The 22,056-nt window shown below is 42.4% G+C and carries 26 protein-coding genes, 15 tRNA genes and 1 rRNA gene; 3 read left to right on the top strand and 39 right to left on the bottom strand.

From position 1 onward, the window contains the following. Nucleotides 1-16: 16 nt before the first annotated feature. From ABD014_RS08335 to ABD014_RS08255, 19 genes are all read right to left on the bottom strand, one after another. Nucleotides 17-139: an RNA 2'-phosphotransferase family protein gene (locus tag ABD014_RS08335; protein WP_343859822.1), complete on the bottom strand. Its 123-nt coding sequence runs from the start codon at nucleotides 137-139 to the stop codon at nucleotides 17-19. After that, nucleotides 139-222, bottom strand: coding sequence for a hypothetical protein (locus ABD014_RS08330; RefSeq protein ID WP_343860658.1), 84 nt, complete (start codon nucleotides 220-222; stop codon nucleotides 139-141). The genes ABD014_RS08335 and ABD014_RS08330 overlap by 1 nt, the downstream gene beginning before the upstream one ends. A gap of 516 nt (nucleotides 223-738) precedes the next feature. After that, nucleotides 739-1,059 carry a hypothetical protein gene (locus ABD014_RS08325; RefSeq protein WP_343859820.1) on the bottom strand — a complete coding sequence of 107 codons (321 nt, stop codon included), beginning with the start codon at nucleotides 1,057-1,059 and terminating at the stop codon, nucleotides 739-741. A gap of 114 nt (nucleotides 1,060-1,173) precedes the next feature. Continuing rightward, on the bottom strand, nucleotides 1,174-1,332 hold the full coding sequence (locus ABD014_RS08320) for a hypothetical protein (RefSeq protein ID WP_343859818.1): 159 nt from the start codon (nucleotides 1,330-1,332) through the stop codon (nucleotides 1,174-1,176). A 443-nt stretch (nucleotides 1,333-1,775) separates the two neighbouring features. After that, a complete protein-coding gene (locus ABD014_RS08315) occupies nucleotides 1,776-2,672 on the bottom strand; it encodes a DUF2268 domain-containing putative Zn-dependent protease (protein ID WP_343859816.1) in 897 nt (298 codons plus the stop codon). Nucleotides 2,673-3,036: 364 nt separating this feature from the next. Then, complete coding sequence (locus ABD014_RS08310; RefSeq protein WP_343859814.1) at nucleotides 3,037-3,528, bottom strand: prolyl-tRNA synthetase associated domain-containing protein; 492 nt, start codon at nucleotides 3,526-3,528, stop codon at nucleotides 3,037-3,039. A 346-nt stretch (nucleotides 3,529-3,874) separates the two neighbouring features. Continuing rightward, a complete protein-coding gene (locus ABD014_RS24835; RefSeq protein ID WP_425542052.1) occupies nucleotides 3,875-4,024 on the bottom strand; it encodes a DUF6881 domain-containing protein in 150 nt (49 codons plus the stop codon). 345 nt (nucleotides 4,025-4,369) lie between these two features. Next, on the bottom strand, nucleotides 4,370-4,765 hold the full coding sequence (locus ABD014_RS08305; RefSeq protein ID WP_343859812.1) for a hypothetical protein: 396 nt from the start codon (nucleotides 4,763-4,765) through the stop codon (nucleotides 4,370-4,372). A 128-nt stretch (nucleotides 4,766-4,893) separates the two neighbouring features. Continuing rightward, nucleotides 4,894-5,220 carry a hypothetical protein gene (locus ABD014_RS08300; RefSeq protein ID WP_343859810.1) on the bottom strand — a complete coding sequence of 109 codons (327 nt, stop codon included), beginning with the start codon at nucleotides 5,218-5,220 and terminating at the stop codon, nucleotides 4,894-4,896. Nucleotides 5,221-5,393: 173 nt separating this feature from the next. Next, nucleotides 5,394-5,783, bottom strand: coding sequence for a hypothetical protein (locus tag ABD014_RS08295; protein ID WP_343859808.1), 390 nt, complete (start codon nucleotides 5,781-5,783; stop codon nucleotides 5,394-5,396). 539 nt (nucleotides 5,784-6,322) lie between these two features. Further along, nucleotides 6,323-6,595 (bottom strand): hypothetical protein, encoded by a 273-nt coding sequence (locus ABD014_RS08290; RefSeq protein WP_486189705.1) that lies wholly within the window; start codon nucleotides 6,593-6,595, stop codon nucleotides 6,323-6,325. 173 nt (nucleotides 6,596-6,768) lie between these two features. Further along, the gene (locus ABD014_RS08285; RefSeq protein ID WP_343859803.1) at nucleotides 6,769-6,975 is read right to left on the bottom strand and encodes a hypothetical protein; all 207 of its coding nucleotides are present in this window, start codon (nucleotides 6,973-6,975) and stop codon (nucleotides 6,769-6,771) included. A gap of 87 nt (nucleotides 6,976-7,062) precedes the next feature. After that, nucleotides 7,063-7,362 (bottom strand): DUF6881 domain-containing protein, encoded by a 300-nt coding sequence (locus tag ABD014_RS08280; protein WP_343859801.1) that lies wholly within the window; start codon nucleotides 7,360-7,362, stop codon nucleotides 7,063-7,065. A gap of 11 nt (nucleotides 7,363-7,373) precedes the next feature. Further along, nucleotides 7,374-7,532, bottom strand: coding sequence for an HYD1 signature containing ADP-ribosyltransferase family protein (locus ABD014_RS24830; protein ID WP_425542065.1), 159 nt, complete (start codon nucleotides 7,530-7,532; stop codon nucleotides 7,374-7,376). 249 nt (nucleotides 7,533-7,781) lie between these two features. After that, nucleotides 7,782-8,087, bottom strand: coding sequence for a BlaI/MecI/CopY family transcriptional regulator (locus tag ABD014_RS08275; RefSeq protein WP_343859799.1), 306 nt, complete (start codon nucleotides 8,085-8,087; stop codon nucleotides 7,782-7,784). A gap of 148 nt (nucleotides 8,088-8,235) precedes the next feature. Continuing rightward, nucleotides 8,236-8,739 (bottom strand): hypothetical protein, encoded by a 504-nt coding sequence (locus tag ABD014_RS08270; protein WP_343859797.1) that lies wholly within the window; start codon nucleotides 8,737-8,739, stop codon nucleotides 8,236-8,238. A 13-nt stretch (nucleotides 8,740-8,752) separates the two neighbouring features. Beyond that, nucleotides 8,753-10,693 carry an RHS repeat domain-containing protein gene (locus tag ABD014_RS08265; protein ID WP_486189703.1) on the bottom strand — a complete coding sequence of 647 codons (1,941 nt, stop codon included), beginning with the start codon at nucleotides 10,691-10,693 and terminating at the stop codon, nucleotides 8,753-8,755. Nucleotides 10,694-10,958: 265 nt separating this feature from the next. Beyond that, complete coding sequence (locus ABD014_RS08260) at nucleotides 10,959-11,810, bottom strand: formylglycine-generating enzyme family protein (RefSeq protein ID WP_343859792.1); 852 nt, start codon at nucleotides 11,808-11,810, stop codon at nucleotides 10,959-10,961. A 185-nt stretch (nucleotides 11,811-11,995) separates the two neighbouring features. After that, nucleotides 11,996-12,631: a glycoside hydrolase family 11 protein gene (locus ABD014_RS08255; protein WP_343859789.1), complete on the bottom strand. Its 636-nt coding sequence runs from the start codon at nucleotides 12,629-12,631 to the stop codon at nucleotides 11,996-11,998. A gap of 351 nt (nucleotides 12,632-12,982) precedes the next feature. Here ABD014_RS08255 and ABD014_RS08250 point away from each other — a divergent pair, with 351 nt between their 5' ends. Both ABD014_RS08250 and ABD014_RS08245 read left to right on the top strand, forming a co-directional pair. Continuing rightward, nucleotides 12,983-13,318: an ArsR/SmtB family transcription factor gene (locus ABD014_RS08250; RefSeq protein ID WP_126995864.1), complete on the top strand. Its 336-nt coding sequence runs from the start codon at nucleotides 12,983-12,985 to the stop codon at nucleotides 13,316-13,318. Between the two features lie 17 nt (nucleotides 13,319-13,335). After that, complete coding sequence (locus ABD014_RS08245; RefSeq protein WP_343859783.1) at nucleotides 13,336-14,292, top strand: cation diffusion facilitator family transporter; 957 nt, start codon at nucleotides 13,336-13,338, stop codon at nucleotides 14,290-14,292. 119 nt (nucleotides 14,293-14,411) lie between these two features. Here ABD014_RS08245 and ABD014_RS08240 read toward each other — a convergent pair. From ABD014_RS08240 to ABD014_RS08225, 4 genes are all read right to left on the bottom strand, one after another. Beyond that, nucleotides 14,412-14,482 (bottom strand) — tRNA-Gly (locus ABD014_RS08240). Between the two features lie 7 nt (nucleotides 14,483-14,489). After that, nucleotides 14,490-14,566, bottom strand: a tRNA-Pro gene (locus ABD014_RS08235). A gap of 26 nt (nucleotides 14,567-14,592) precedes the next feature. Beyond that, nucleotides 14,593-14,669, bottom strand: a tRNA-Arg gene (locus ABD014_RS08230). Nucleotides 14,670-14,672: 3 nt separating this feature from the next. Further along, nucleotides 14,673-14,747: transfer RNA gene (locus ABD014_RS08225), tRNA-Gly, on the bottom strand. A 225-nt stretch (nucleotides 14,748-14,972) separates the two neighbouring features. Between ABD014_RS08225 and ABD014_RS08220 the strand changes: the two genes are divergently transcribed. After that, on the top strand, nucleotides 14,973-16,565 hold the full coding sequence (locus ABD014_RS08220; protein ID WP_486189701.1) for a bifunctional metallophosphatase/5'-nucleotidase: 1,593 nt from the start codon (nucleotides 14,973-14,975) through the stop codon (nucleotides 16,563-16,565). A 77-nt stretch (nucleotides 16,566-16,642) separates the two neighbouring features. On the opposite strand, the gene phnE (ABD014_RS08215) is transcribed toward ABD014_RS08220, so the two are convergent. The 16 genes from phnE (ABD014_RS08215) to rrf all read right to left on the bottom strand — a co-directional run bounded on the left by phnE (ABD014_RS08215) (nucleotide 16,643) and on the right by rrf (nucleotide 21,922). Continuing rightward, nucleotides 16,643-17,449, bottom strand: coding sequence for a phosphonate ABC transporter, permease protein PhnE (gene phnE, locus ABD014_RS08215; protein WP_343859776.1), 807 nt, complete (start codon nucleotides 17,447-17,449; stop codon nucleotides 16,643-16,645). Between the two features lie 15 nt (nucleotides 17,450-17,464). Then, nucleotides 17,465-18,280 carry a phosphonate ABC transporter, permease protein PhnE gene (gene phnE, locus ABD014_RS08210; protein ID WP_343859773.1) on the bottom strand — a complete coding sequence of 272 codons (816 nt, stop codon included), beginning with the start codon at nucleotides 18,278-18,280 and terminating at the stop codon, nucleotides 17,465-17,467. Beyond that, the gene (gene phnC / locus ABD014_RS08205) at nucleotides 18,273-19,055 is read right to left on the bottom strand and encodes a phosphonate ABC transporter ATP-binding protein (RefSeq protein WP_343859770.1); all 783 of its coding nucleotides are present in this window, start codon (nucleotides 19,053-19,055) and stop codon (nucleotides 18,273-18,275) included. The genes phnE (ABD014_RS08210) and phnC overlap by 8 nt, the downstream gene beginning before the upstream one ends. Nucleotides 19,056-19,153: 98 nt before the next feature. Next, complete coding sequence (locus tag ABD014_RS08200; RefSeq protein WP_379337531.1) at nucleotides 19,154-20,221, bottom strand: phosphate/phosphite/phosphonate ABC transporter substrate-binding protein; 1,068 nt, start codon at nucleotides 20,219-20,221, stop codon at nucleotides 19,154-19,156. 328 nt (nucleotides 20,222-20,549) lie between these two features. Continuing rightward, nucleotides 20,550-20,633, bottom strand: a tRNA-Leu gene (locus ABD014_RS08195). Nucleotides 20,634-20,664: 31 nt separating this feature from the next. Beyond that, nucleotides 20,665-20,740: transfer RNA gene (locus ABD014_RS08190), tRNA-Lys, on the bottom strand. A gap of 11 nt (nucleotides 20,741-20,751) precedes the next feature. Further along, nucleotides 20,752-20,826: transfer RNA gene (locus ABD014_RS08185), tRNA-Gln, on the bottom strand. Nucleotides 20,827-20,848: 22 nt separating this feature from the next. Continuing rightward, a tRNA-His gene (locus ABD014_RS08180) sits at nucleotides 20,849-20,924 on the bottom strand. A gap of 38 nt (nucleotides 20,925-20,962) precedes the next feature. Then, a tRNA-Met gene (locus ABD014_RS08175) sits at nucleotides 20,963-21,036 on the bottom strand. Between the two features lie 30 nt (nucleotides 21,037-21,066). Next, a tRNA-Val gene (locus ABD014_RS08170) sits at nucleotides 21,067-21,142 on the bottom strand. Nucleotides 21,143-21,147: 5 nt separating this feature from the next. Next, nucleotides 21,148-21,222, bottom strand: a tRNA-Glu gene (locus ABD014_RS08165). A gap of 30 nt (nucleotides 21,223-21,252) precedes the next feature. Then, a tRNA-Ser gene (locus ABD014_RS08160) sits at nucleotides 21,253-21,344 on the bottom strand. Between the two features lie 64 nt (nucleotides 21,345-21,408). Beyond that, nucleotides 21,409-21,481: transfer RNA gene (locus ABD014_RS08155), tRNA-Asn, on the bottom strand. A gap of 4 nt (nucleotides 21,482-21,485) precedes the next feature. Further along, nucleotides 21,486-21,561: transfer RNA gene (locus ABD014_RS08150), tRNA-Ala, on the bottom strand. Nucleotides 21,562-21,656: 95 nt separating this feature from the next. Further along, a tRNA-Ile gene (locus tag ABD014_RS08145) sits at nucleotides 21,657-21,733 on the bottom strand. A gap of 72 nt (nucleotides 21,734-21,805) precedes the next feature. Next, a 5S ribosomal RNA gene (gene rrf, locus ABD014_RS08140) occupies nucleotides 21,806-21,922 on the bottom strand. Nucleotides 21,923-22,056: the final 134 nt, after the last annotated feature.

Genomic DNA, 22,056 nt, shown 5'->3' with positions numbered 1-22,056 from the left:
GGAGCCCATTTGTTTGTTATCCATACTTTAGAACCGAAAGACAGCCAGGCGGCACATGATCTGACAGACAAACTTCATTGCCCGCATCATAGAAGGTTATGCCCTGCTGCTTTGGAGCTGACGTATCAACCTGAAGCATCACCAGCTCTCCCCTGCGGAGGCGACACTGGCATTGGATACAGTCCATGATAGTTGCTTATTCGTTGCATTCGCTGGCGTCACATTAGCATGTAACTGTACCTGCTGATCTACTTCCAGCTAGGCAGCCGTCTGATTCAAAGTGATGCCGTTCACCGGAGTATTTCCCTGCTTACATTTGGGCTGACAAGTACAATGAATCATTCGTAGGAAAGCGTGAAACAAGACGTGCCGCTGAATTAAATTCGCACACCCTTGAAACGCTTTAACGAAACTCCATATCGCTATTTGGGCAAAAACAAGGGCAAAAAAAATCTAACGAAACTACGTAGCGCTATTTGGGCTAAAAACAGGCTTTGAGCCTCTATTTTTGCTAAATAACGATACCCTGTTTCGTTAGAATTTTCAGGTGCCTATTTTGGCCTGAATAGCGATACCACGTTTCGTTAGAAAAAATATTGGCCAACCGCTGGATGAACCTCTTCAGACGATAACAGCTGGAGGAAACCATCAAGGCATGGTATCAATAATGATAGTCTCAAACATCTGGGTCCATCAATAGCTAAAATAATAGGGGGAATTCCTCTATGTCACGAATATCTATTTATTGGCCTTCATTAAGAAAAGAATCGGGTTAGCGATACAGAAAATGGCGTTCACTAAGAACAGTATAGTTGAAACTCCATCTCTACTTAGACCAATCTCATCAACGATAATTGCATCATAGTATAATAATTGAGCAGACACGACCAACGAAACGAGTGATAGACCAAAAACAAGCGAGCTATTCGCCAATTTCTCTCTTAGTTTGGGCAGGATGATGATCACAAATAATAATAAAGATACAATTAATAACGTGATAAAAATGGGTCTCATTAATGTAAATGCTCCCGCTGTTTCAAACGAGTCGTAAGTATACAAAGGATGACCTCCAAACTCCTTTTTATTTATAGGGCTAGATAGAATCCTATAATTGAATAATATTGTACGTATTACGCCATGGAAAGCAAGCGGTAGGAAGCTGATCAAGCTCCACTAGTATTCATTCGGGTCAGCCTCCTGCATCTCCCTCTTTGTATCCGGTGTTACCCGATCATGTAATAACGCTACTATAAGCCGTACGCCGTCACGCATCCCCTGTAAATACGAGTGTTCGTTCTCGACTGCCCGCTTGAAATGATGTTTATCCTCCAAAGCATATACTCCGGCAGACCTGATCGATCTGTATCTGAAAACATGGCGTCGAATGCAGCGCGTTCTTCAACACGGAGTTCACGCAGTTCAGGTTGGCGCTCAATCCAGGCTGCAACCTGATCCACCCTCTGCTCAATTGCACTTTGAAACCACGATGGCAATCCCATTGTTATTTCTTGGCCTCCTCTGTATCAAAAATTACTTAGTTACATCCATTATCAATCTGATACACGAACCATAACAGATAAAGTTTTCAACAAGATGTTATTAATTGGATATATCAAATGTAATATTTGAGCTTTGCAAAGGACTAAAAATCAAACCATCCGATTTCTTCAAGCTGGTTGAAAGCGAGTATGAGAATATCCAAGAAAAGCACGAAGAAATTTAAAGGGACACAGGCTAGAGTAAGCCGTGTCCCTTTGTTCTATTTCAACATCCATTTAATCGAATAGCCCACAATGCCCAATGATCTCATCCGCTTTCAGCAGCGTTGCTTCCGCAATTCCGACATGATTCAGGTTCATAAAGGACTGCACCGCTTTGTAACCAATCGCATAGCCCGCATATGGGGATAATCCGACAGGGGAGTACCCCTGTTCTTTTGCATAGATGTCCCCAAACATGTAGCTGCTGACCTCGGCGAAGCCTTTGATATTCAACGCGTTTTTCAGCACCCGGATGGAATACAGCACATCCTCTTCATCCAAGGAAGTCACCCAAGGACCTATTGAATCTTGTCCATACAATTCCTGGGCAAACGACTCCGCCAAACCCTCGATAATTAAATACTCTCCAACAGTCACGTTCCCATGATCCCAGTCAAAATTGGAAAATCGGATGTTATGATGAAACTCATGCGCGATCACGGCAGGAATTCTTGAAATATTATAGTCATTAGGGTGAATGGTAACCTGGATAAATCCAGGGATTCCGCCAAATCCGGAGTATCCGTTGACCAATTCCAGCTTGTGGGGATCGGCGATATACAGGCCAAGCTTCAGCTCGTCTGCATTGACCTTCAGTCCATGTTGGAGCGTAAAGTCCGTGCAGGTTTGCAAAGTTTCTTTTGCAGTGGATAATGCGTCGATCTCTTTTAGCTTTTGCAAAATACGAGTACCCTTCTCCGTTTCGTTCAGGTCCAAATGCCCAAGCATTTTTGCAGCCATGACAACATCGTAACCGCCTGGCTCTTTAGCGCGAAGCGGCACATTGATGAACCTCCACATCGTCTCGAACGGCTTCATCATGGTATTGCGAAAAAAATCCTCTCTTTTACCGGGTTCCAAGCCATATAGCTTCCCATATTGTTCCAAAGTGTCTTCGACAGTAATTTTCATGAATTATACCTTCTTTGAGTTATGGGGTAGGGGCGGATTCATGTCTTCCATTTTGGATCCAGTCGGCCCCCTCATAAAATAGCATAAGGGCTCACGTTACGTGAAGGTCAAGACAATAAGATCAGACTAATGGAAAAGGAACTGGTATGAGTGATCAAAGGACTGTTCTATCGCATAATAATAGGAGCTTCATCGGCGTGTTGGCGAGGGATGAATAAGTCTCGGCACGTTCTGTCAATATCCCCACCCAAATTGATTTTCTTACGGATGTTTGGAATTAAACCCTTATATCTATCAAACAAAAATCTTCTCTATTCTCATACCTTAAAAAGTCAAAAAAAGACCCGTTTGAATTGAGCGGGCCCTAAATTTCTATGTAACATACCGTATTGCCGTGACTCTTAATGACCGCCTCCAAATCTTGCGGTCGAAGCCAGACCGTTGCGGTGTTATCATTCGGATGTACTCCAACCTGGTCAAACTGTAGAATATCTTGATCGATTACGACCTCTACCACATGAGCCTCATCGTTCAAAACCCCTAAGGGTGTAACAGCTCCTTTTTTCAGATTTAAATATCTTTGTAAATCCTCCTCTGAGGCAAAACCAAGCGGTCGGCAGTCTAATCGCTGTCTTAAACTTTTTAGATTAACGGTCTTCGTCTTTTGAAGCACGATGATGAAATATCTTTTCTTTTTGTCATCTCGGATAAACAGATTTTTCGCAATCGCTTCTCTATTGTCTATCGATAACTGATCCATTTCTTCTATCGTATATACAGCCGGATGCTCTACAACTCCATATTCAATCCCCATACTGTTCAAAATATTAAATACCTGTTGGTGCGTAGCGTTCAAAATAATCTCCTCCTATCCATATTTCAATCGCCATAGTTGACTATCTATCATTTTATCCGCCAATATCATTCGACGCAAAAAAAGCCCCATCTCATCTGTTTATCACTGGTGCTAAATGGGAGTTTGGGCTGCAGAGAACATTATTCAATTTTTTAAATGAATAACTATTTTTTAATAGTATCGACAATCACTTGCCATATCTGCTCGAAATATTCTTTTGTAATTCCTATAACAAAATCTGTTCCTCCGTCCTCACTCATCATATCTGATTCAGGCATAACTTGATCTGAAAGCTCTGTTTCAGTTTCAACAACTTCGCAATAACTTACTTCTGAAGATGCGAAGCCTACTTTACCATTAAAAAAAATTCGATTTTCCGTACTTCCTCACCCTGTTCATTTATTTCTGAATATATTTTTATTGGTCTTGAATTCTGTCTATCCTTATATTTACTGGGATATCTATACCATAACCATTCAACAGCAATGTATCTCATATACATCCACACCTCACATTGATCAGTATTGTCTTCCATGAGAAACTAACCTATTCCCAATAAACAATGTCTACTCTATAGGGTGCAGTTTAAGCAATTAACAAACCTTTCTTTCCTTGAGCTACAAATCAACAAAATAAACAGTTATAAACTCTCATATTCTCCTTATTCATTAGAACATATACCACTTAGTTATCTTTCGATCCCACTAAAGGAATATGAACTGATTGCATCTGTACTGATCGTTGGATTAACCAAACAGAACAGTCAGGCCCCTTCCCAGAGAAGGGCAATCGCTCTCCGAAGATGCTAGATCAAATTATCTCCTATTCCTACACTGTTGACCTATAATGCTGCGTGTACTTCTCTCATCAAAGGAGTTATAGCAAAGCAATCTTCTATATCACCTTCATCCAACAATGCCCAGTAACTAATAGTATTTCTGTGAATGTAAACATCAAGAATAAGATAAGACTTGATTTGCGAAGCAATTTCCTCATTAGTCATTTCTTCTGTCAAGGCTTCATCGTAGGAAGAGATTATTATTTTCATCAAGGCAAATTTTTCTTCTTTGTTTAAAGTGTTATTTCCATAAAAATCAACAAATTCCGCTACTCTTGCTGAATCTGACACTTCATACTCCCAATCTTGTGAATACCTATCAGGCCTAGGTAGATTTAATTTTTTCACAAGCCCTTCAATAGCTTCTTTTGTAACATATTCAGGATAGAGTTCATCCAAATCTTACACCTTCCCATCCAAATAGTTATTTTTAATTTTTATCTTTATTTTACTGCCATAATTCGCAAAGGCCCGTTCCTACAATAACTCCCAATCTAAATTGTTTAATTAAACCGCTTTTCTTGATTTTACTTCATAAAAAATACCTTGCAATTATATGCATCATGACTGCTACTAATTGAAATCAGATCATAAACTATTTGATCAAATTTATCTGACCTTTCATAAAAAACAGATTCATATTGGATAAAGCCAACAAGTTCTGAAAACACATGTTGTACATTTGATAAATTAAATTCCTGTAACTTAATCTCAATAATATATACATTTTCTATAAATTTCACATCAAATTGTTTCACCTTATCTTCGCCTCTCAGTGAGTCTTTGATTTCTAAAAGAATTCCTGGTGTCGAACTAAAGTTTACATTTTTCTTAATCATATTTATAAAATCCATATTAATTCTCCTTGATGGTTTTGAGCCAAAAAAACACCCTATAGAATGACGTATTTTATAAAGTCTACTCTATAGGGTGCAGTTAGGCTTTTTGTTTATGAAACATAATGTTCGGGGCAAAAAAAGAAAACCACATGGAGTTGTTACACACATGTGGCGGAAGCACCTAGAGTTTACTTGATATTAATAGACAATTCTATGTTTGATAAATCAATTGCGTCATCTATTGGACTTGAGTCTGCTCTTAGCACTTCTAATTCGTTAATATATCCATTGACTATATGCAGTAGGAACATTACTGGAGCTTTGCCTGATTCAAATGCAGTCATCTCGACTGGAATCCTCTCAGTATGAGGATATCTGGGTGCTGTCGAGTCAACTTGCATATTTACCGATTTGCAACCACATAAGCACTCTCCAATTACTTTTGATTTTGCAACTTGTTTCTGCAAAATCATTCTATCAACCAGTTCTGAGATAAGCAACCTGTTCAACCATTCCTTTTCTGTGTCAGTTAATTCTCTTGGAGATTCAAACCACGATTGTAGATGTGCATAACTCATATTTGTAGCCTCTTTTCGCCTTGGAATGTATGTCCCAATATTTATTGTTCCACCACCGCGTTGTAAGCCCTGTATTCAACAAGTTGTGTACCCCCAACTGGAACTAGAAATTTACTACTGGAATAAGACAGAATAGTAAAGGATTATGACCTGATGAGTCAACAAAGCCCACAGGATTGTTCTGCGCATACGTATATCCTCACTAATAACCCGCCCAACCTCCGGCTTATAGTAGCGAGCCTGCGCATAGTACAAAGCGTTATCCTCATACGGATAGTCTGTATAAGCAAAGTCAACTGCTCGATCAGTTTGCGTTGGAGTTTGCATTTTCACCAAACTCGTCGTAGCGATGCGTCTCGATCATTTTCCCTTGCTGATCCTGCAAGCCAACGATACTACCCAAGTGGTATATAAGAATACGTTTCGCTCTGACCATTTGGTAAGTGGGCTTGAAGACGATTTAAACCATAAGTGTAGCTGGCTTGCTGCATTTCACCTTCATACACCGCTAACAGAGATGTTAGATCAGTAACAAAGCCCTACGTTTTATCAGCGGTTTTGCTCTGGATGCTTAAGCCTAGTGCGTTGTAACGGTATTCCGCTGTTTTTTCGTCTTTAACCGCTTGAACGAGTCTATTCGTTTCATCAAACGTGTATTTCTCTAATATTTTGCTGCCAGTGATCACCATGGTTAAGTTGCCACGTGAATCATATTGGTACTTCTTCTGCACGCCGCCTGATTTTTCCTCTAACAGTTGGTTAGCGCTATTGTAACTGTAGGTAGTCGAGCCTCCAGTTCCGGCTTTCTCGATCCGATTGCCGAAGCTATCATAACGATACGTACGCTTCTGACCCAGTTTATGATATTTCCCGCCGCGCTCACACTAATCGGCTATTTTCTTTCCACGTTTGTCGTGGGCAGCAAAAAGAAAAAACCACATGGAGTTATTACACTCGTATGTGGCGTGACATAGACTTCGTGACTTCACTTTTGCATTTTTTTTAATTGCACAACAGGATTCCATGTGTCATGTGGACGTCTACTTTTTGAAAACCAAATACATCCATCTGCAACCCATTTTTCACGCCAACGATAATAGGAATCCTCCTTATTGACACCATCATCATTAAAACCAAAATGAAACCCACAACAAGGACAAATTTCATCTCCAAGGAATTCCGCGTTCATCATATGGAAGTTATCCCCATTAATCTGAAACTCTCCTATGATCCAATTCCATGGACCTTATAAATCGAAACAACTGTGGTGATTACCGGTTCAATCTTTAAGCAATCTAATAAATGATTGTATTTTATCCCTCCACATTTCATTAAACTCCTGACTCGAAATACTTTGTACTTCGAATTGCTCGTCCTTCGCAATCTCCTCCATATCAGGCAAAGGAACTTCACCTAGACGGGTATTCATATACTCTAGATTAGGTGCTGCGAGTCCAAACTTTCCGTCCCTAAAAATTTCAATTTTTCGGGTCTCGAATCGGTTTTCGTCAATCTCAGATATTATTATCGTTGGTTCATTCATAAAATCATGAATCCATTTGCATTTCAAATATTTCAAATGAATCCCTCCTAATTCTTTGCAGGAACATTCCCAAATCCCATAATTCTTCCTGTAATATTTAAGGGCACTGAAGTATTGATGACATAGACGCTGTCTCGCCCTTTAGTAACGTTTAGGCCGGTCACATCTATGGCTATATACTTTGAATACTTCTTCCTTTGATACATCATCCAATACCAATACCCCAAACACACCTATCACAAATACCCCGGCTTCTATCCGCACGAGTTCGCCGAGCTGGTTGTACGCAAATTTCACTTGTTTCTCAGCACTGTATATTGTTTATCAACAGAGCGCTCAAGCACACAGTGACAAGAATGAAAATTGCTACAGAGATACTTGTCTCAATTAGAAATAAACTTATCTCCTCACCTCACTTTTTCAGATCCTTAACAATTTGCTTTAATTTTTCGATCTCAGAATCTGACAAATGCTTTTCGTCGATGAAGGACGAAAAGAAATTCCGTTGAACCATTAAACATTTTATTTATTAATCCGATCGTCTCCTGAACTTGTTCCTTTGAAACCAATGCTTCACATATGAAATTAGGATCTGTTCTTTGGACGGCTCCCTTATCAACCAGTTTTTTAATAACCGTATAAGTTGTATTTCGGTTCCACCCGATTTCATCCGTGAGTATCTTGGCAAGCTGTCCGGCCGCTAATGGCCCTTGACTCCACAATACTTCCATCACCTTTAATTCAGCATCAAATAGCTTCAATATTTCGCCTCCTTTACGACTGTTGTAATAGTCATATTGTTACACTACTCCAACACTTCCCATTTTATCTAATAAAAAGAACCTTAACGGACATAAAGTCTGCTAAGGTTCTTTGTGAATTATAGGATCACTCTTTAATAAAAACTTGTCATTGATAGCTTCGTAATATGTTATTTAAACTTCCTAAGTAATTTTGGATAAAAGGACTATCCCCTTGGATTAGTTCTTGCTCCATATGTTTCTTCTTTTCCACTAGAATTTCTTTTAGCTCATTAATAAAAACTTTCCTTTGAAGAAGATAATCAATCACGACTAGATCTGTTTCTTCAGAAGTATCATTCCTTTGTATTACTCCCCAAAGTTGCTCTCGCATCATCATTAATAAATCATCTGAACATTGCGGCATAACGTAGCCACAAAAATAGTGGATAAAGTTCGTCTCCTGTTGCTGTAAATTTAAATATGGAATTATTGCGCTACCAAAAGAAAGTAAATATTGTGTAACTCTGGCTGCAGCATCTTCCAGATGAGCATTTTGATATATGTCTAAAAGTTCAACCAGGAATGGAATCGTAGAGTCAACATCTCCCTTTGTATTCATCATTTCGTCAGCCTTACTCATTAAATTAAGCCATTCATCAATTTGACTCATAGTAATACCCCGTTCACTTTTTTTGAGATACCCATTTGCTATAAGACCCTATGACCTTGAGCAAAGCAGTAGTATAAATATTCCATTGTCCTCGGGCATTATAACTACTAGAATCTCTCACTGGGTCACCTGAATTGGGCCGTTGAGACGCCCAATAGGATATACTCCCATTTAGCGGTCTAACGGAAACATGATCTACCCCATCTATAATCGCAATGAGTATCCCTGTTGAATTAATTGCTTCTATCGTTGTCTCCACATGCCTACTAGCGGGTTTCTTAAGCGTAAAAGACAACCCTCCACGTACATCCACTGGTCTCGGCGTCATATTCCAAGGGCTATCATTACCCATACGATAAATTTTTGTTATTTTTTTATTATTCCCATCACCCTTTGGCACTGGGATTGGTTTTAATTTCTGTTCAGGAACTTCCTTTTTATTCCCTTTACCACCGTTAATAACCTCTAATTTCGGAACAACAGGCACTTTAACCTTAGGAACTTCCTTTGGAGCAGCAGATTCCATAACATCATCCAATGCCAATACCCCAAATACACCTATCACAAACACTCCGGCTTCTATCACTGATGCCGCAACCGCTGAACACGTCGCTTGTCCTACTACTGGAATAAGACAGAATAGTAAAGGATTATGACCTGATGGGTCAACATAGCCCACAGGATTGTTCTGCGCATACGTATATAAGTTTTGACTCAGCGGATTCAGGATATTTCCTTCATACGTATCCTCACTTATAAACCGCCCAATCTCCGGATTATAATACCGCGCCTGCGCATAATACAAGCCGTTATCTTCATACGAATAGCCTGTGTAAGCAAAGTCAACTGCTCGATCAGTCTGCGTTGGAGTTTGCATTACACCAAACTCGTCGTAACGATGCGTCTCGATCATTTTCCCTTGCTGATCCTGCAAGCCAACGATGCTGCCCAAGTGGTCATAAGAATACGTTTCACTCTGACCATTTGGCAAGTGGGCTTGAAGGCGGTTTAAACCGTAAGTGTAGCTGGCTTGCTGCATTTCACCTTCGTACACCGCTAACAGATCGTTATAAGCTGAGGTTAGATCGGTAACAAAATCCTGTGTATTATCAGCGGTTTTGCTCTGGATGCGTGCGCCTTGTCCGTTATAGCGGTATTCCGCCGTTTTTCCTTCTTTTACCGCTTGGACGAGTCGATTCGTTTCATCAAACGTGTAGCTCTCTAGTGTTTTGCTGCCTATGGTCACCGTAGTTAAGTTACCACGTGGATCATATTGGTACTTCTTCTGCACACCGCCTGATTTTTCCTCTAACAGTTGGTTAGCGCTATTATAACTGTAGGTAGTCGAATCTCCAGTTCCGGCCTTCTCGATCCGATTGCCAAAGCTGTCATAGCGGTACGTACGCTCTTGACCCTGATCGATCACTTGGATCAATTGGTTTAGTTCGTCATACGTATATGACTTGTCACGCTTCTTGCCGTCGATTGTTTCGATCCATTTTAAAATATTTCCCGCTGCATCATAGCTGTATTCGTGTTTATTTAAAATGTTTCCAGTTTGATTTTGCTCGCTTAGTTTCTCCAGTAGACCACGTGAGTTGTAGCTGTATTGCGTTGTACTACCGTTAGCTGCTATTTTTTCGATCAATTGGCCCGCTGCATTGTACGTATAAGCTGTCGTCCCAGCATGGTCTTTCACACTACTCAGTCGATTGAGTGCATCGTAATCATATGTCGTCTGTTTACCGTCTGGCGTAATTAAACTTGCTTTGTTGCCAACTGGTGTCCATGTATAATTCACTGTACGCTGCTTCGGATCGGTTACACGGGTTATTTGCCCCAGCACATCGCGTTGAATATCAGTAACCCCGTTCCAGTCTTCTATCCGTACGAGTTCGCTGCGCTGGTTGTACGCAAATTTTGCTTGTTTTTCTGCACTGTAATCATTATTTATAGGTCGTACAAAAAAAAAAGGCGAACGCCTTGCTTACCACGCAAAAAAACGCCATTCTCACCTGCTTATCGCCAGGATTGAATGACGGCTTTTTCTACGGAGAACATTATTTATTTCTTCGGCTTCGCTTTACGTTCGGCTTTGGCTATATTCTCGGCGACTCGGAACTTTAGGATCTGGTGATCAAGTCATACGGGGTCGGCTTACCAAGGGGAAACTGAATCGTTCCCTTGCTTGCTTTATACGGTGCTAAGCCTTGTCTAGTCTACTCACTGCGAGCCACACGAAACCCCTGGTCAGGGCCTAGGCCATTCGCCTCGAACTTGCCGCGGAAAGCAATCTCATTGTTGCTAACATCTCCAATCCAGCCGCCGCCCTTCACAACCCGAAAAGATCCGCTGCTACTATCCAGCTCCTCTCCATACCAGTTCCAACACCATTCCCTTACATTGCCTGACATATCGTAAAGCCCTAGCTCATTAGCCTTCTTGGCACCAACAGATTGGGTTTTATTTTTGTTGTCTTCTATAATTGGCCAGTTCCAATCCCCTGATAAGTATTTATTTCCGGCATTTCTCCAATACCATGCTACATCATCTGCCTTATCACTTCCGCTGTAGGTATAGCTCTTGCTCATCTGGCCTCCACCAGCAGCATATTCCCACTCGGCCTCTGTCGGCAATCGGTAGCCGTTGGCTCCTTCATTAATCGTTACTACCCATTTCATATTATCGTTCTCACTCATATTGTTCGGATCCTGTTTGTTCTGATCGATATTGTAGTATGGGGCCAGGCCCTCTTTGATACTTCTCTGATTGCAGTACTCAATAGCGTCGTACCAGGTTACCATTTCAACCGGCAAATTGTCTCCCTGGAATCCTGAAGGATTATACCCCATAACCTCGGCCCACTCTTTTTGAGTAACTTCATATTTACCGATATAGAAATTTGATATGGTTACACTTTTTCCATAGTAGTTGGACTTCGTGTTCGTCATCGTCCCACCTTCAACAAATACAAGACTATTGTTAGCATCTTTCTTCCCTAGCTTCTCTTGTGAACAAGCGCTGACAACGAATACTAGTGCTACTAGAACGAAAGTGAATAATTTTCTCATGGATATATCTCCTTTAAACGAATGGAAAAAGTTGTTAATCGGGGACATCTACAGAAGATAATAAATATAAGGCCGCCGGGTGTAAGCCGGCAGGCCTTTGGCGCTATTCAGTAATTCAGAGACTTTCTTAATACTTCAAAAAATCGGTCTGGCACCTATCCATCGTCCTGCTTACAGTCGACCTATTACCACACCGTTACGTTAGAGCTTCCGCTACTTTGATATCCTTCTGTAGCTAACACTTGATAAGACCAACTGCTGCCCAGATTCATTCCATAATTCTTCCATGCATTAACGTGGTTGCCAAAAGTAATAGCAACGTTGCTTCCAGTCGCTCTCTTCGACTGACGGACACTCCAGAACTGTTGGAATGTTTGTGTACCATCAATGGAAGGAGCGTTGTACCGCATGGTTGTATAAACGTCATACGTGCCCCCGTCACTCGATACCGTTCCTTTATACGTTCCAGTAGGGCGGTAAGTTCCCCAGCTATCCACAACGTAATATTCGATGAGAGAGTTTCTTGTCCATCCATAGAGAGTCAAATACCCGTTGCCATTTGGTGCCCAGACGCCAGCGTTGTAGTTGACGGTTCTGGACGGTGATCCAGTACCCCAGCCTTTGCCCACAACAAAGTTACCAGAGTTTGACCATGTCACACTGTAATTACCGCCAGATCCATTAACCGCATTCACGGTTCCACCACCATCGGTCCAATTCTGCCAATAGTCTGTTGCTGCACTGGAGGTCACTGCAAACATACTAAAACTCATCGCTGCTACGAGTAATGCCGTCATTATTTTCCTATTAAACTTGAACATGGAATACCTCCTTAAATATATGATTTGCAACTACGCCCTACACTACTACCCTACATCCTTCTGTCGGTTTTACTTGCAGTACGTAACTTTTACTGTTTTTTCTTCCTTAAAATTCTAATTCCACCTCCTTACTTGTAAATTATAGAAATAAAGCGTTTACATAACAACTTATCAAATTAAAGGTTTATACGTCTTTTTTTTAGATATTATATTTATCTTTGGGAAACAGCAAGACTGAAATGGATGTGGAACTTTCCGATTGACATTCTATAGAGAGTATTATAATCTATATATGATAATATGAGTATATGTTCATATATATTTAATTATCCTTATAGAGGAGTGTAATAAATGAGTGAAGAGCAGAAATACAAAGAGGCATTTAATGACGGAACGCAGGATTTGGATGAAGAAACGTTATTTGTCGTTTCGCAAACATTCAAAGCGTTGAGCGACCCAACAAGAATTCGCATTTTGCATTTATTATGTAAAGGGGAGCATTCTGTCAATGATATTGCAGAGATACTAAATTTAAGCCAATCGAGTGTTTCCCACCAATTGCGTTTTTTGAAAAATTTAAGATTGGTCAAATTTAGAAGAGCAGGCACTACTTTGTATTATTCAGAAGATGACGATCACGTTATGAATTTACTGGAGAAGGCAATTGAGCATGCTGCACATCTTTAATATAGGGGAGATATACAATGGGACACGATCATGGACATGACCATTCACATGGCGCAAATAAAAAGACATTACTGATAAGTTTTATTATTATTACAGGCTATATGATTGTTGAAGCTTTTGGAGGGTTCATTACCAACAGCCTTGCGTTATTATCTGATGCAGGTCATATGTTAAGTGACGCCATATCCCTTGGTGTTGCATTATTGGCTTTTACACTTGGGGGAAAGGTCGCAAACTATAGCAAAACCTATGGATACAAACGATTTGAAATATTAGCAGCGGTTCTTAACGGGGTGACCCTCGTATTAATTGCGATTTATATTTTTTACGAGGCAATTCAGCGTTTTCAAAATCCACCTGAAGTTGCTTCAACCGGAATGTTAATCATCTCCTCAATTGGCTTACTGGTCAATATTTTTGTAGCGTGGTTTATGATGCGCAGTGGGGATGTGGAAGAGAACTTGAATATGCGCGGAGCATACTTGCATGTCATTAGTGATATGCTTGGTTCCGTTGGTGCGATTGTTGCCGCGCTGCTGATTATGTTCTTCGGTTGGGGCTGGGCAGATCCACTCGCAAGTGTCATTGTTGCCGCACTTGTATTACGCAGCGGTTACTATGTTATGAAATCCGGACTCCATGTCCTGATGGAAGGAACTCCACAAAATGTAGATATGAACGAAGTGATTCAAACCATCCAAAATACAAAAGGTGTTCAAAGCGTTCACGACCTGCACGTTTGGTCGATTACAAGCGGGTTAAATGCACTTTCCTGCCACGCCGTTGTAGATGATCAATTGTCCATTGCTGACAGTGAGCGACTGCTCCGTCAAATCGAACATGACCTTGAACACAAGAACATTCACCATATGACAATTCAATTAGAGACTTCTGCCCATCGACATGACAATTCGATTCTATGTACCGTGAAGGCTGAATCTTCCGGACACCGCCAACATGGCCATCAGCACTGATAGGAATTACTAATGAATAATCAAAAATCTCACTGACCTTAATGGATCGGTGGGATTTTCTTATGAACGATCGGAAAATTTGCGCAAATAAAAAACCCTTGTGCACCAAGGGTTACTAAAGCGGGTGATGGGAATCGAACCCACGCTACCAGCTTGGAAGGCTGGAGTTCTACCATTGAACTACACCCGCAAAATGATGGTCGGGATGACACGATTCGAACATGCGACCCCCTGGTCCCAAACCAGGTGCTCTACCAAGCTGAGCTACATCCCGGGAAAAATGCTGTTATCTAATTGAAATGGCGCGCCCTAAGAGATTCGAACTCCTGACCTTTTGATTCGTAGTCAAACGCTCTATCCAGCTGAGCTAAGGGCGCAAATGGAGCGGACGACGGGAATCGAACCCGCGACCCTCGCCTTGGCAAGGCGATGCTCTACCGCTGAGCCACGTCCGCCTATCAATAGCAGTTTGCAATTTCAACTTTTTTAGCGACAATAAATATAATACCAGGCATGTCATAGCATTGCAAGCTTTTTTTGAATTTAACGATCATAAATTCCATTACTTATTGCATCTTCTCCAAATACGGCCTTTGTGTTAGCCAAATTCAATTAGTTATACTATTATTATAAAGTTAAACTATAATTTCATTTATTCAGGAGGAAATATAGAATTGAACTTGCCAAAATCCGTTACGATTACGTTATTAGAAACAAGCGATTTGCACGGCCATATTTACCCGACGGATTACCGTGGCCCTGGGGATAAACCGCTTGGACTCGCCAAGCTATCCAGCATCATTCATCAGGAGAGAAGCGAAAATCCGGCGCTGCTGCTGCTCGACAACGGGGATATTTTACAGGGCACGCCGTTTATGTACCACTACGCCAAGTACGATGGAGGCGGTATCCATCCTGCCGCAAGAGCTCTCAATGCACTTCAATACGATGCGGCTGTGTTCGGCAATCACGAATTCAATTACGGGCTGGATTTGTTAGGCCGCGCAGTCGATGCTTCAAATTGTCCATGGTTATCCGCCAATATCGTGGGCGAGACGGACGGACAACCCGCTTTCGGACAGCCTTACAAGATCTTCGACATGCCTGAGGGAATCCGCATTGCCGTCCTTGGCGTAACCACACACTATATTCCAAACTGGGAAGAGCCCAATAATATTTCGGGACTAGCCTTTAAAGATGCTCTGGAGTCTGCTCAGTACTGGATTAACCAGATTCGTACATCCGAACGTCCCGACGCCCTTGTCCTCTGCTACCATGGCGGCTTTGAGCGCGATCCGGCCACAGGTGAGCCAACGGAACCACTTACCGGTGAGAACCAAGGCTACGAGATGTGTACGCGTCTGGAAGGCGTAGACGTCCTTCTAACAGGCCATCAGCATCGACTTCTTGCTGGCGAACTGAACGGTGTCGCATTTGCTCAGCCTGGATTTGCTGGTCAATCCATTGCCAAAGTCCAGCTGGAATTCGAACCAACGCAAGATGGCTCCTGGACGATTCGCCACAAAACAGCCCAGTTGCTTCACCTGGATGACTCGGTAGGTGCGGATGAGGAACTACTCGCCATGTTCGCAGAAGATGAGCAGAAAACACAAGCATGGTTGGATCAACCGATTGGTTCAGCCGAAGGGGATATGACGATACCTGACCCATTCGAGGCGCGGCAGGCCGACCACTCGTTCACGGAGTTCGTTAACCGGGTACAGATGGAAGTGACCGAAGCCGAGATATCGTGCGCAGCCATTTTCACGAATGAGGCCAGAGGATTTACCGATAAAATTACAATGCGCGATGTCGTCTCTAACTATATTTATCCTAATACGCTTAAAGTCGTCCGCCTGTCCGGACAAGATATCAGAGAGGCTCTTGAACAGAATGCCCGCTACTTCACTCTGGATGAACAGACAGGGACACTACAGGTCTCTGCATCTTATCTAGAGCCGAAGCCACAACACTTTAATTACGATATGTGGGAAGGTATTGAATATGAGCTGGATATTTCGATGCCGGAGGGTAGGCGTGTAACTAAGCTTGAGCAAAATGGCGTACCATTAGATCCCGAAGCTAGCTTCGACGTCGTCATGAACAGCTATCGCTCGGGCGGCGGAGGAAACTTCGACATGATCAAGGACAAGCCGATCATACGAGAGATTCCGACGGATATGACAGAAATTCTGGCCGACTATATTATGAAGCGCCGTGTCATTCACGCCTCCTGCGACCATAACTGGAAAGTGGTCTATCCCGTTAAATAAGCAAAAGAACCTTCAGTACCACTAGAAAAGTGGGTGTTGAAGGTTCTTTTTTGTGGTACAAATACGACCTGTCTATCTTAAACTCCCTTGATCAATCTTGCACGAAGCTTGTTGGAAATTAGTTCAATTAACAAAATAAGCACCAGAAGTCCGATCAAAATGGAGCCGACCTGGTTCCATTTGTAACCGTTCATGGCAAAGATCAGCGGCGCGCCGATCCCTCCGGCTCCGACAAGGCCAAGAATCGAAGCTTCGCGCATATTCATATCAAATCGATAAATCGTCACCGATAGAAAAATCGATAACAATTGCGGAAAAATACCGTAGCGGATTTTCTCAAAAGTTGTACAGCCGATGGAAGTCATCGACTCCAGCACCCGCGTATCCAGTTCCTCAATCGCATCCACGTAAAGCTTGGCCAACATCCCGATCGAGGTTATAGCAATCGTCAGCACCCCTGCCATCGGGCCAGATGATACACGAATAAACATCAGACCGTAAACGAGCGCCGGAATTGTCCGAATGATGATGAGCAGAAATCTTGTCAGCCAAGATATCGGTTTGGGAACGATATTGGATGCAGCCAAAAAGGCAAGCGGAACGGACAAAATCGCACCAACAATCGTCCCTAGAAAAGCAATCGCTAAGGTTTGCACCAGCAAATAAGGTACACCTTGCTTCGATACATTAAACAAAAGATGAAGATCCGGATGAGTGATCCCTTTAAAAATGTTAAGCGCAATCTTCATACCGCCTGCGTTCATATCTTTGAAGCTAACAACGGTCATCGACCATATGAAAAGAATGACGGTAATGAATGTAACGATCAGAATATAACGATGATTGCGCGGTGAAGCAAGAAGCTGCTTCTCTACTGTCGTCATAGCACAAACTTCTCCTTAAATTAGCTTTTTTCTAAAGTGCTCACTAACCGTTTCGATCAAGTATACGGTAACGACAAGCGCCAGAATAATCATACCTAGACCAGAATAATCACGCCAGCCGATATTTTCATTGATTAGAAGTCCGATGCCCCCTGCTCCGACGTAACCAAGAATGGCCGCATAGCGAACGTTCCCTTCGAAACAAAACAGTGAGGTGGACAGAAAACCTGGGAGCACCTGAGGAAAGATCGCGTAGCGAAAAGCTTGAATTCTGGTCATTCCGATCGATTCCATCGCTTCAAAGGGACCCATATCTGCATTTTCAATTTGCTCGTACAACAATTTTCCTACGTACGAGAGAGTAAACAACAAGATGGCAATGATCCCCGCCGTAGGACCTAATCCAAATACAAAAGTGGCAATCAAAGCTACCACAAGCGTAGGCAGCGTTCTAAACAAACTAAGAATAACCTTAAAGACGACCACAACGGTTTTGCTTCGAACAATATTAGAAGACGCTAGAACAGCAAAAGGTATAGACAGTAGCGCCCCGATCATCGAGCCAACCAAAGACATCTGCAATGTAGATACTAAGGATCTCCATATGCCAGAAAAACTGGACCATTTCGGTGGAACCATCTGAGCGATTATTTTGAAAAATTCATCGATTCTTTGCACCAGAATTTTCAAATTAAAATTCGTAAAGTTCACGGATATAATCAGCGCGACAATTATTAATAGCAATACAAGTGGAGTTCGAGATCTTTTCTCCAACACGGTTTTGCCGTTTGGCAGCACCACTTCTTTGGGGTGGAAAATTTTATCATACATTCGCCGACTTCTCCTCCAATGAGGCTTTTACTTCTTCCAATTTGCCGCCGTAAATATCATCTAAAATTTCCTGTGTGACCTTGCTGGATTCACCGTCAAAAACAACGGCTCCCTTACGTATTCCGATAATCCGATCGCAATATTCTAATGCAATCTCCACGTGGTGGATATTCATTATGACGGAAATGTTCATGTCTTTATTGATTCTCTTAAAATCGTCCATGACAAGTTTGGATGTCACAGGGTCCAAAGAAGCAATCGGCTCGTCCGCCAAAATAATGTCGGGATTCTGAGCCAGCGTACGTGCCAAAGCAACCCGTTGCTGCTGTCCGCCCGACAGTTGATCTACACGAATGAAAGCTTTGTCCAAGATCCCCACTTTATCGAGCGCTTCCAGAGCTTTGATCTTCTGCTCCTTGGTAAATATACCTGTCAGCTTGCGCCATAACGGCAGGTCTGGTACAAAGGACACCATAACATTCTTAATAACGGTTGTACGGGTCACCAAGTTGAAGGATTGGAATATCATCCCGATTCTTCTGCGAAACTGACGAATTTGCTTTCCTTTCAACTTCGCCACATCAACTTCATCTACCTTCAATTGGCCCTCTGTAATATCATGCATACGGTTGATGCATCGAATCAAAGTTGATTTACCTGCACCGGAAAGACCGATGACCGCGACAAATTCGCCTTGCTCAATTTTCAAATTAATGTTCTGCAAAGCTGTCGTGCCATTGGCATATTTCTTTTCCACATTTTTAAACTCAATCATGGAAATACCCCAATTCTTTAGAGTAGGAAAAGATGAGAGCATCGTATCGGTGCGCTCATCTTTTCTTGAAAAGTACGAATTAGCTATCGAACTTGCATTTACTTCTTCAAGCTTCTAACTAGATCTTGAGCTTTTCTCTCACCATCATAGTCGGAAGATTTTGCATCTTGGTAGCCTTCATGGGTGTAGATCGCAATAACCTTCTTACCTTCTTCTGTTTGCGCGATATCTTTGAATGCTTTTTGAAGAGCGGCTTTGAAGTCGTCGGTCATAATTGGATCATTCTTGCTGACGCTAATTGTATCGTTATAAATCCCTTGAGTTACGCCAATTACGTTCGTTTCATCCCAAACGGATTTGTCGCGGCCGAAATCGGAAGTCCATTGATTCTCAAAGTCTCTTCTAGCATCGGCATAGCTAACGAGTACATCCGTTTGACCATTAGCCAGACGTGCAAACGCACTACCGTAAGAATCTGAAGTTACAACGTGGGACAGATCCGTCAGGCTCTTTTGATAATGATCTTGCAGCCACAAGGTTGGATAGATGTAACCAGCTGGTGAAGAAGTGGACATGATTGACCAGTTTGCGCTGTTCAAATCATCCCAAGTCAATTCTTCGCCATTGTTCACTTTAGCTGCCAGTTCTTGTCCTTTCGCGGAAGGACCAGCAATGAACAATGCGCGATAATGATTGGTTTGATCTGTAGTTGGTGCCGTTGGTTTGTTGTCATTCCAATCTTTAGGGTTGTCCGAATCGTTGGACAAGCCTGCGCGAGTAGCCGTCAAAATTACATCTGCGCCGTCATCATACAATACATAAGTACCACCTGGAATGAATCCGATATCTGTTGAGCCAGCCGTCAGTGCTTCTCCTACTGCTTCATAATTCGTTCCGACATCGATACTTACTTTTCCTACATCGTAACCTTCAGTAGCCAATTGTTTCTTCAGAAGGTCTTTAAGCGGATCCGTCGCCGTAATAATTTCTCCTGGATCTTTGGACGGAACAAAGCTGATCTTTAGCTCTTTAATTTCTTTAGACCCGGATCCCGCATTTCCGGAATTAGCAGAGTCGCTTTTCGATGAGTTGTTGCCCGAACCGCATCCTGCGAGCAATCCAACAGCCAAAGTAAACACAGCAAGAAGCATCAATTTTTTCTTCACTTTCTTTAACCCCCATAGAGAAATTAGTTTTGTTTGCAAGTTCGGATATTCCGTTTTCTCAAACAATAACCATCATACCAGATTTTTATTAAAAGTATGTTAATAAAAATTTATGTAAGCGAATCCAATTGATTATAACATCTATAGTAGGGGAGTTGACAAGAAATTGATGGTAAGGAATCTAAAAAATACCCTTTTCTTTGAATTTATTTACTATGTTTTAAATTTACGGTCTGATAGAGATATCGTTTATTCCTGCAATAATCTAACCCCCATAAAAAACAAAAAGTTCTCAAGAATTAACTTGAGAACTGTCTATTACTTATTATGGTGCGCGTGGAGGGACTTGAACCCCCACGTCAAAGACGCTAGATCCTAAGTCTAGTGCGTCTGCCAATTCCGCCACACGCGCACAATCACACTATATACTCGAATGAGTATACTGGTGAGCCATGAAGGACTCGAACCTTCGACACCCTGATTAAAAGTCAGGTGCTCTACCAACTGAGCTAATGGCTCATAAAATGAAATGGCTGGGGATATAGGATTCGAACCTATGAGTGACGGAGTCAAAGTCCGTTGCCTTACCGCTTGGCTAATCCCCAATAACTCATTTTTAAGAATAAATGGGGCGATCGATGGGACTTGAACCCACGAGTGCCGGAGCCACAATCCGGTGCGTTAACCCCTTCGCCACGACCGCCATAATATTGTTAATTGAGTTGTTAAGATTGAAGCTAATTGCGGGGGCAGGATTTGAACCTACGACCTTCGGGTTATGAGCCCGACGAGCTACCGGACTGCTCCACCCCGCGTCAATAAAAAAATGTTTTTGAGGTAACTTATGGTGGAGGCTAACGGGATCGAACCGCTGACCCTCTGCTTGTAAGGCAGATGCTCTCCCAGCTGAGCTAAGCCTCCATACATGGTGACCCGTAGGGGATTCGAACCCCTGTTACCTCCGTGAAAGGGAGGTGTCTTAACCCCTTGACCAACGGGCCATGCAATATAGTATAACAGTAAGATAATTATGGCGGAGAGAGAGGGATTCGAACCCTCGAGACGCTTGTGACGCCTACACGATTTCCAATCGTGCTCCTTCGGCCAACTCGGACACCTCTCCATGTGTTTAGGGTCCCCAGAAAGTAATAGAATTAACAGTAATTCTTCACTTTCTGGGGAATCAACTCCCCGAACAGGACTCGAACCTGTGACAACTCGATTAACAGTCGAGTGCTCTACCAACTGAGCTATCAGGGAACATTGGTGGAGCCAAGCGGGATCGAACCGCTGACCTCCTGCTTGCAAGGCAGGCGCTCTCCCAGCTGAGCTATGGCCCCAAACTTTACCCCAAAAAGTGACGACATGCTACGAAGTTTATTCCGATTACTTTCCGGGGCTCCGTATAATGCATGAAGTAGCTATGGGATTTAGATGGTGGGCCCTAGTGGACTCGAACCACCGACCTCACCCTTATCAGGGGTGCGCTCTAACCAACTGAGCTAAGGGCCCTTATAAAAGGAACACAATTCAACGAATAATATGTATAAATACTGGCGAAAAAAAATCCCCCTAAGGGGTTTCGCTTGGCGGCTTCCTACTCTCCCAGGACCCTTCGGTCCAAGTACCATCGGCGCTAGAGGGCTTAACGGTCGTGTTCGGGATGGGTACGTGTGGAACCCCTCCGCCATCGCCACCAAACGTTCAAGGTTAATCCTTGAAAACTGGATACGAAACTTCATTTGCATTTTAGCCCTTACTCAGTTCCCGGGGTCCCCGAAAAGTAATCGGAATTACCTTCGAAGCCTTACGTCACTTTTTGGGGTGTTTTTTGG

This window comes from Paenibacillus motobuensis (assembly GCF_039521865.1).
Classification (GTDB): domain Bacteria; phylum Bacillota; class Bacilli; order Paenibacillales; family Paenibacillaceae; genus Fontibacillus; species Fontibacillus motobuensis.
This window is presented reverse-complemented; position numbering and strand designations above follow the sequence as displayed.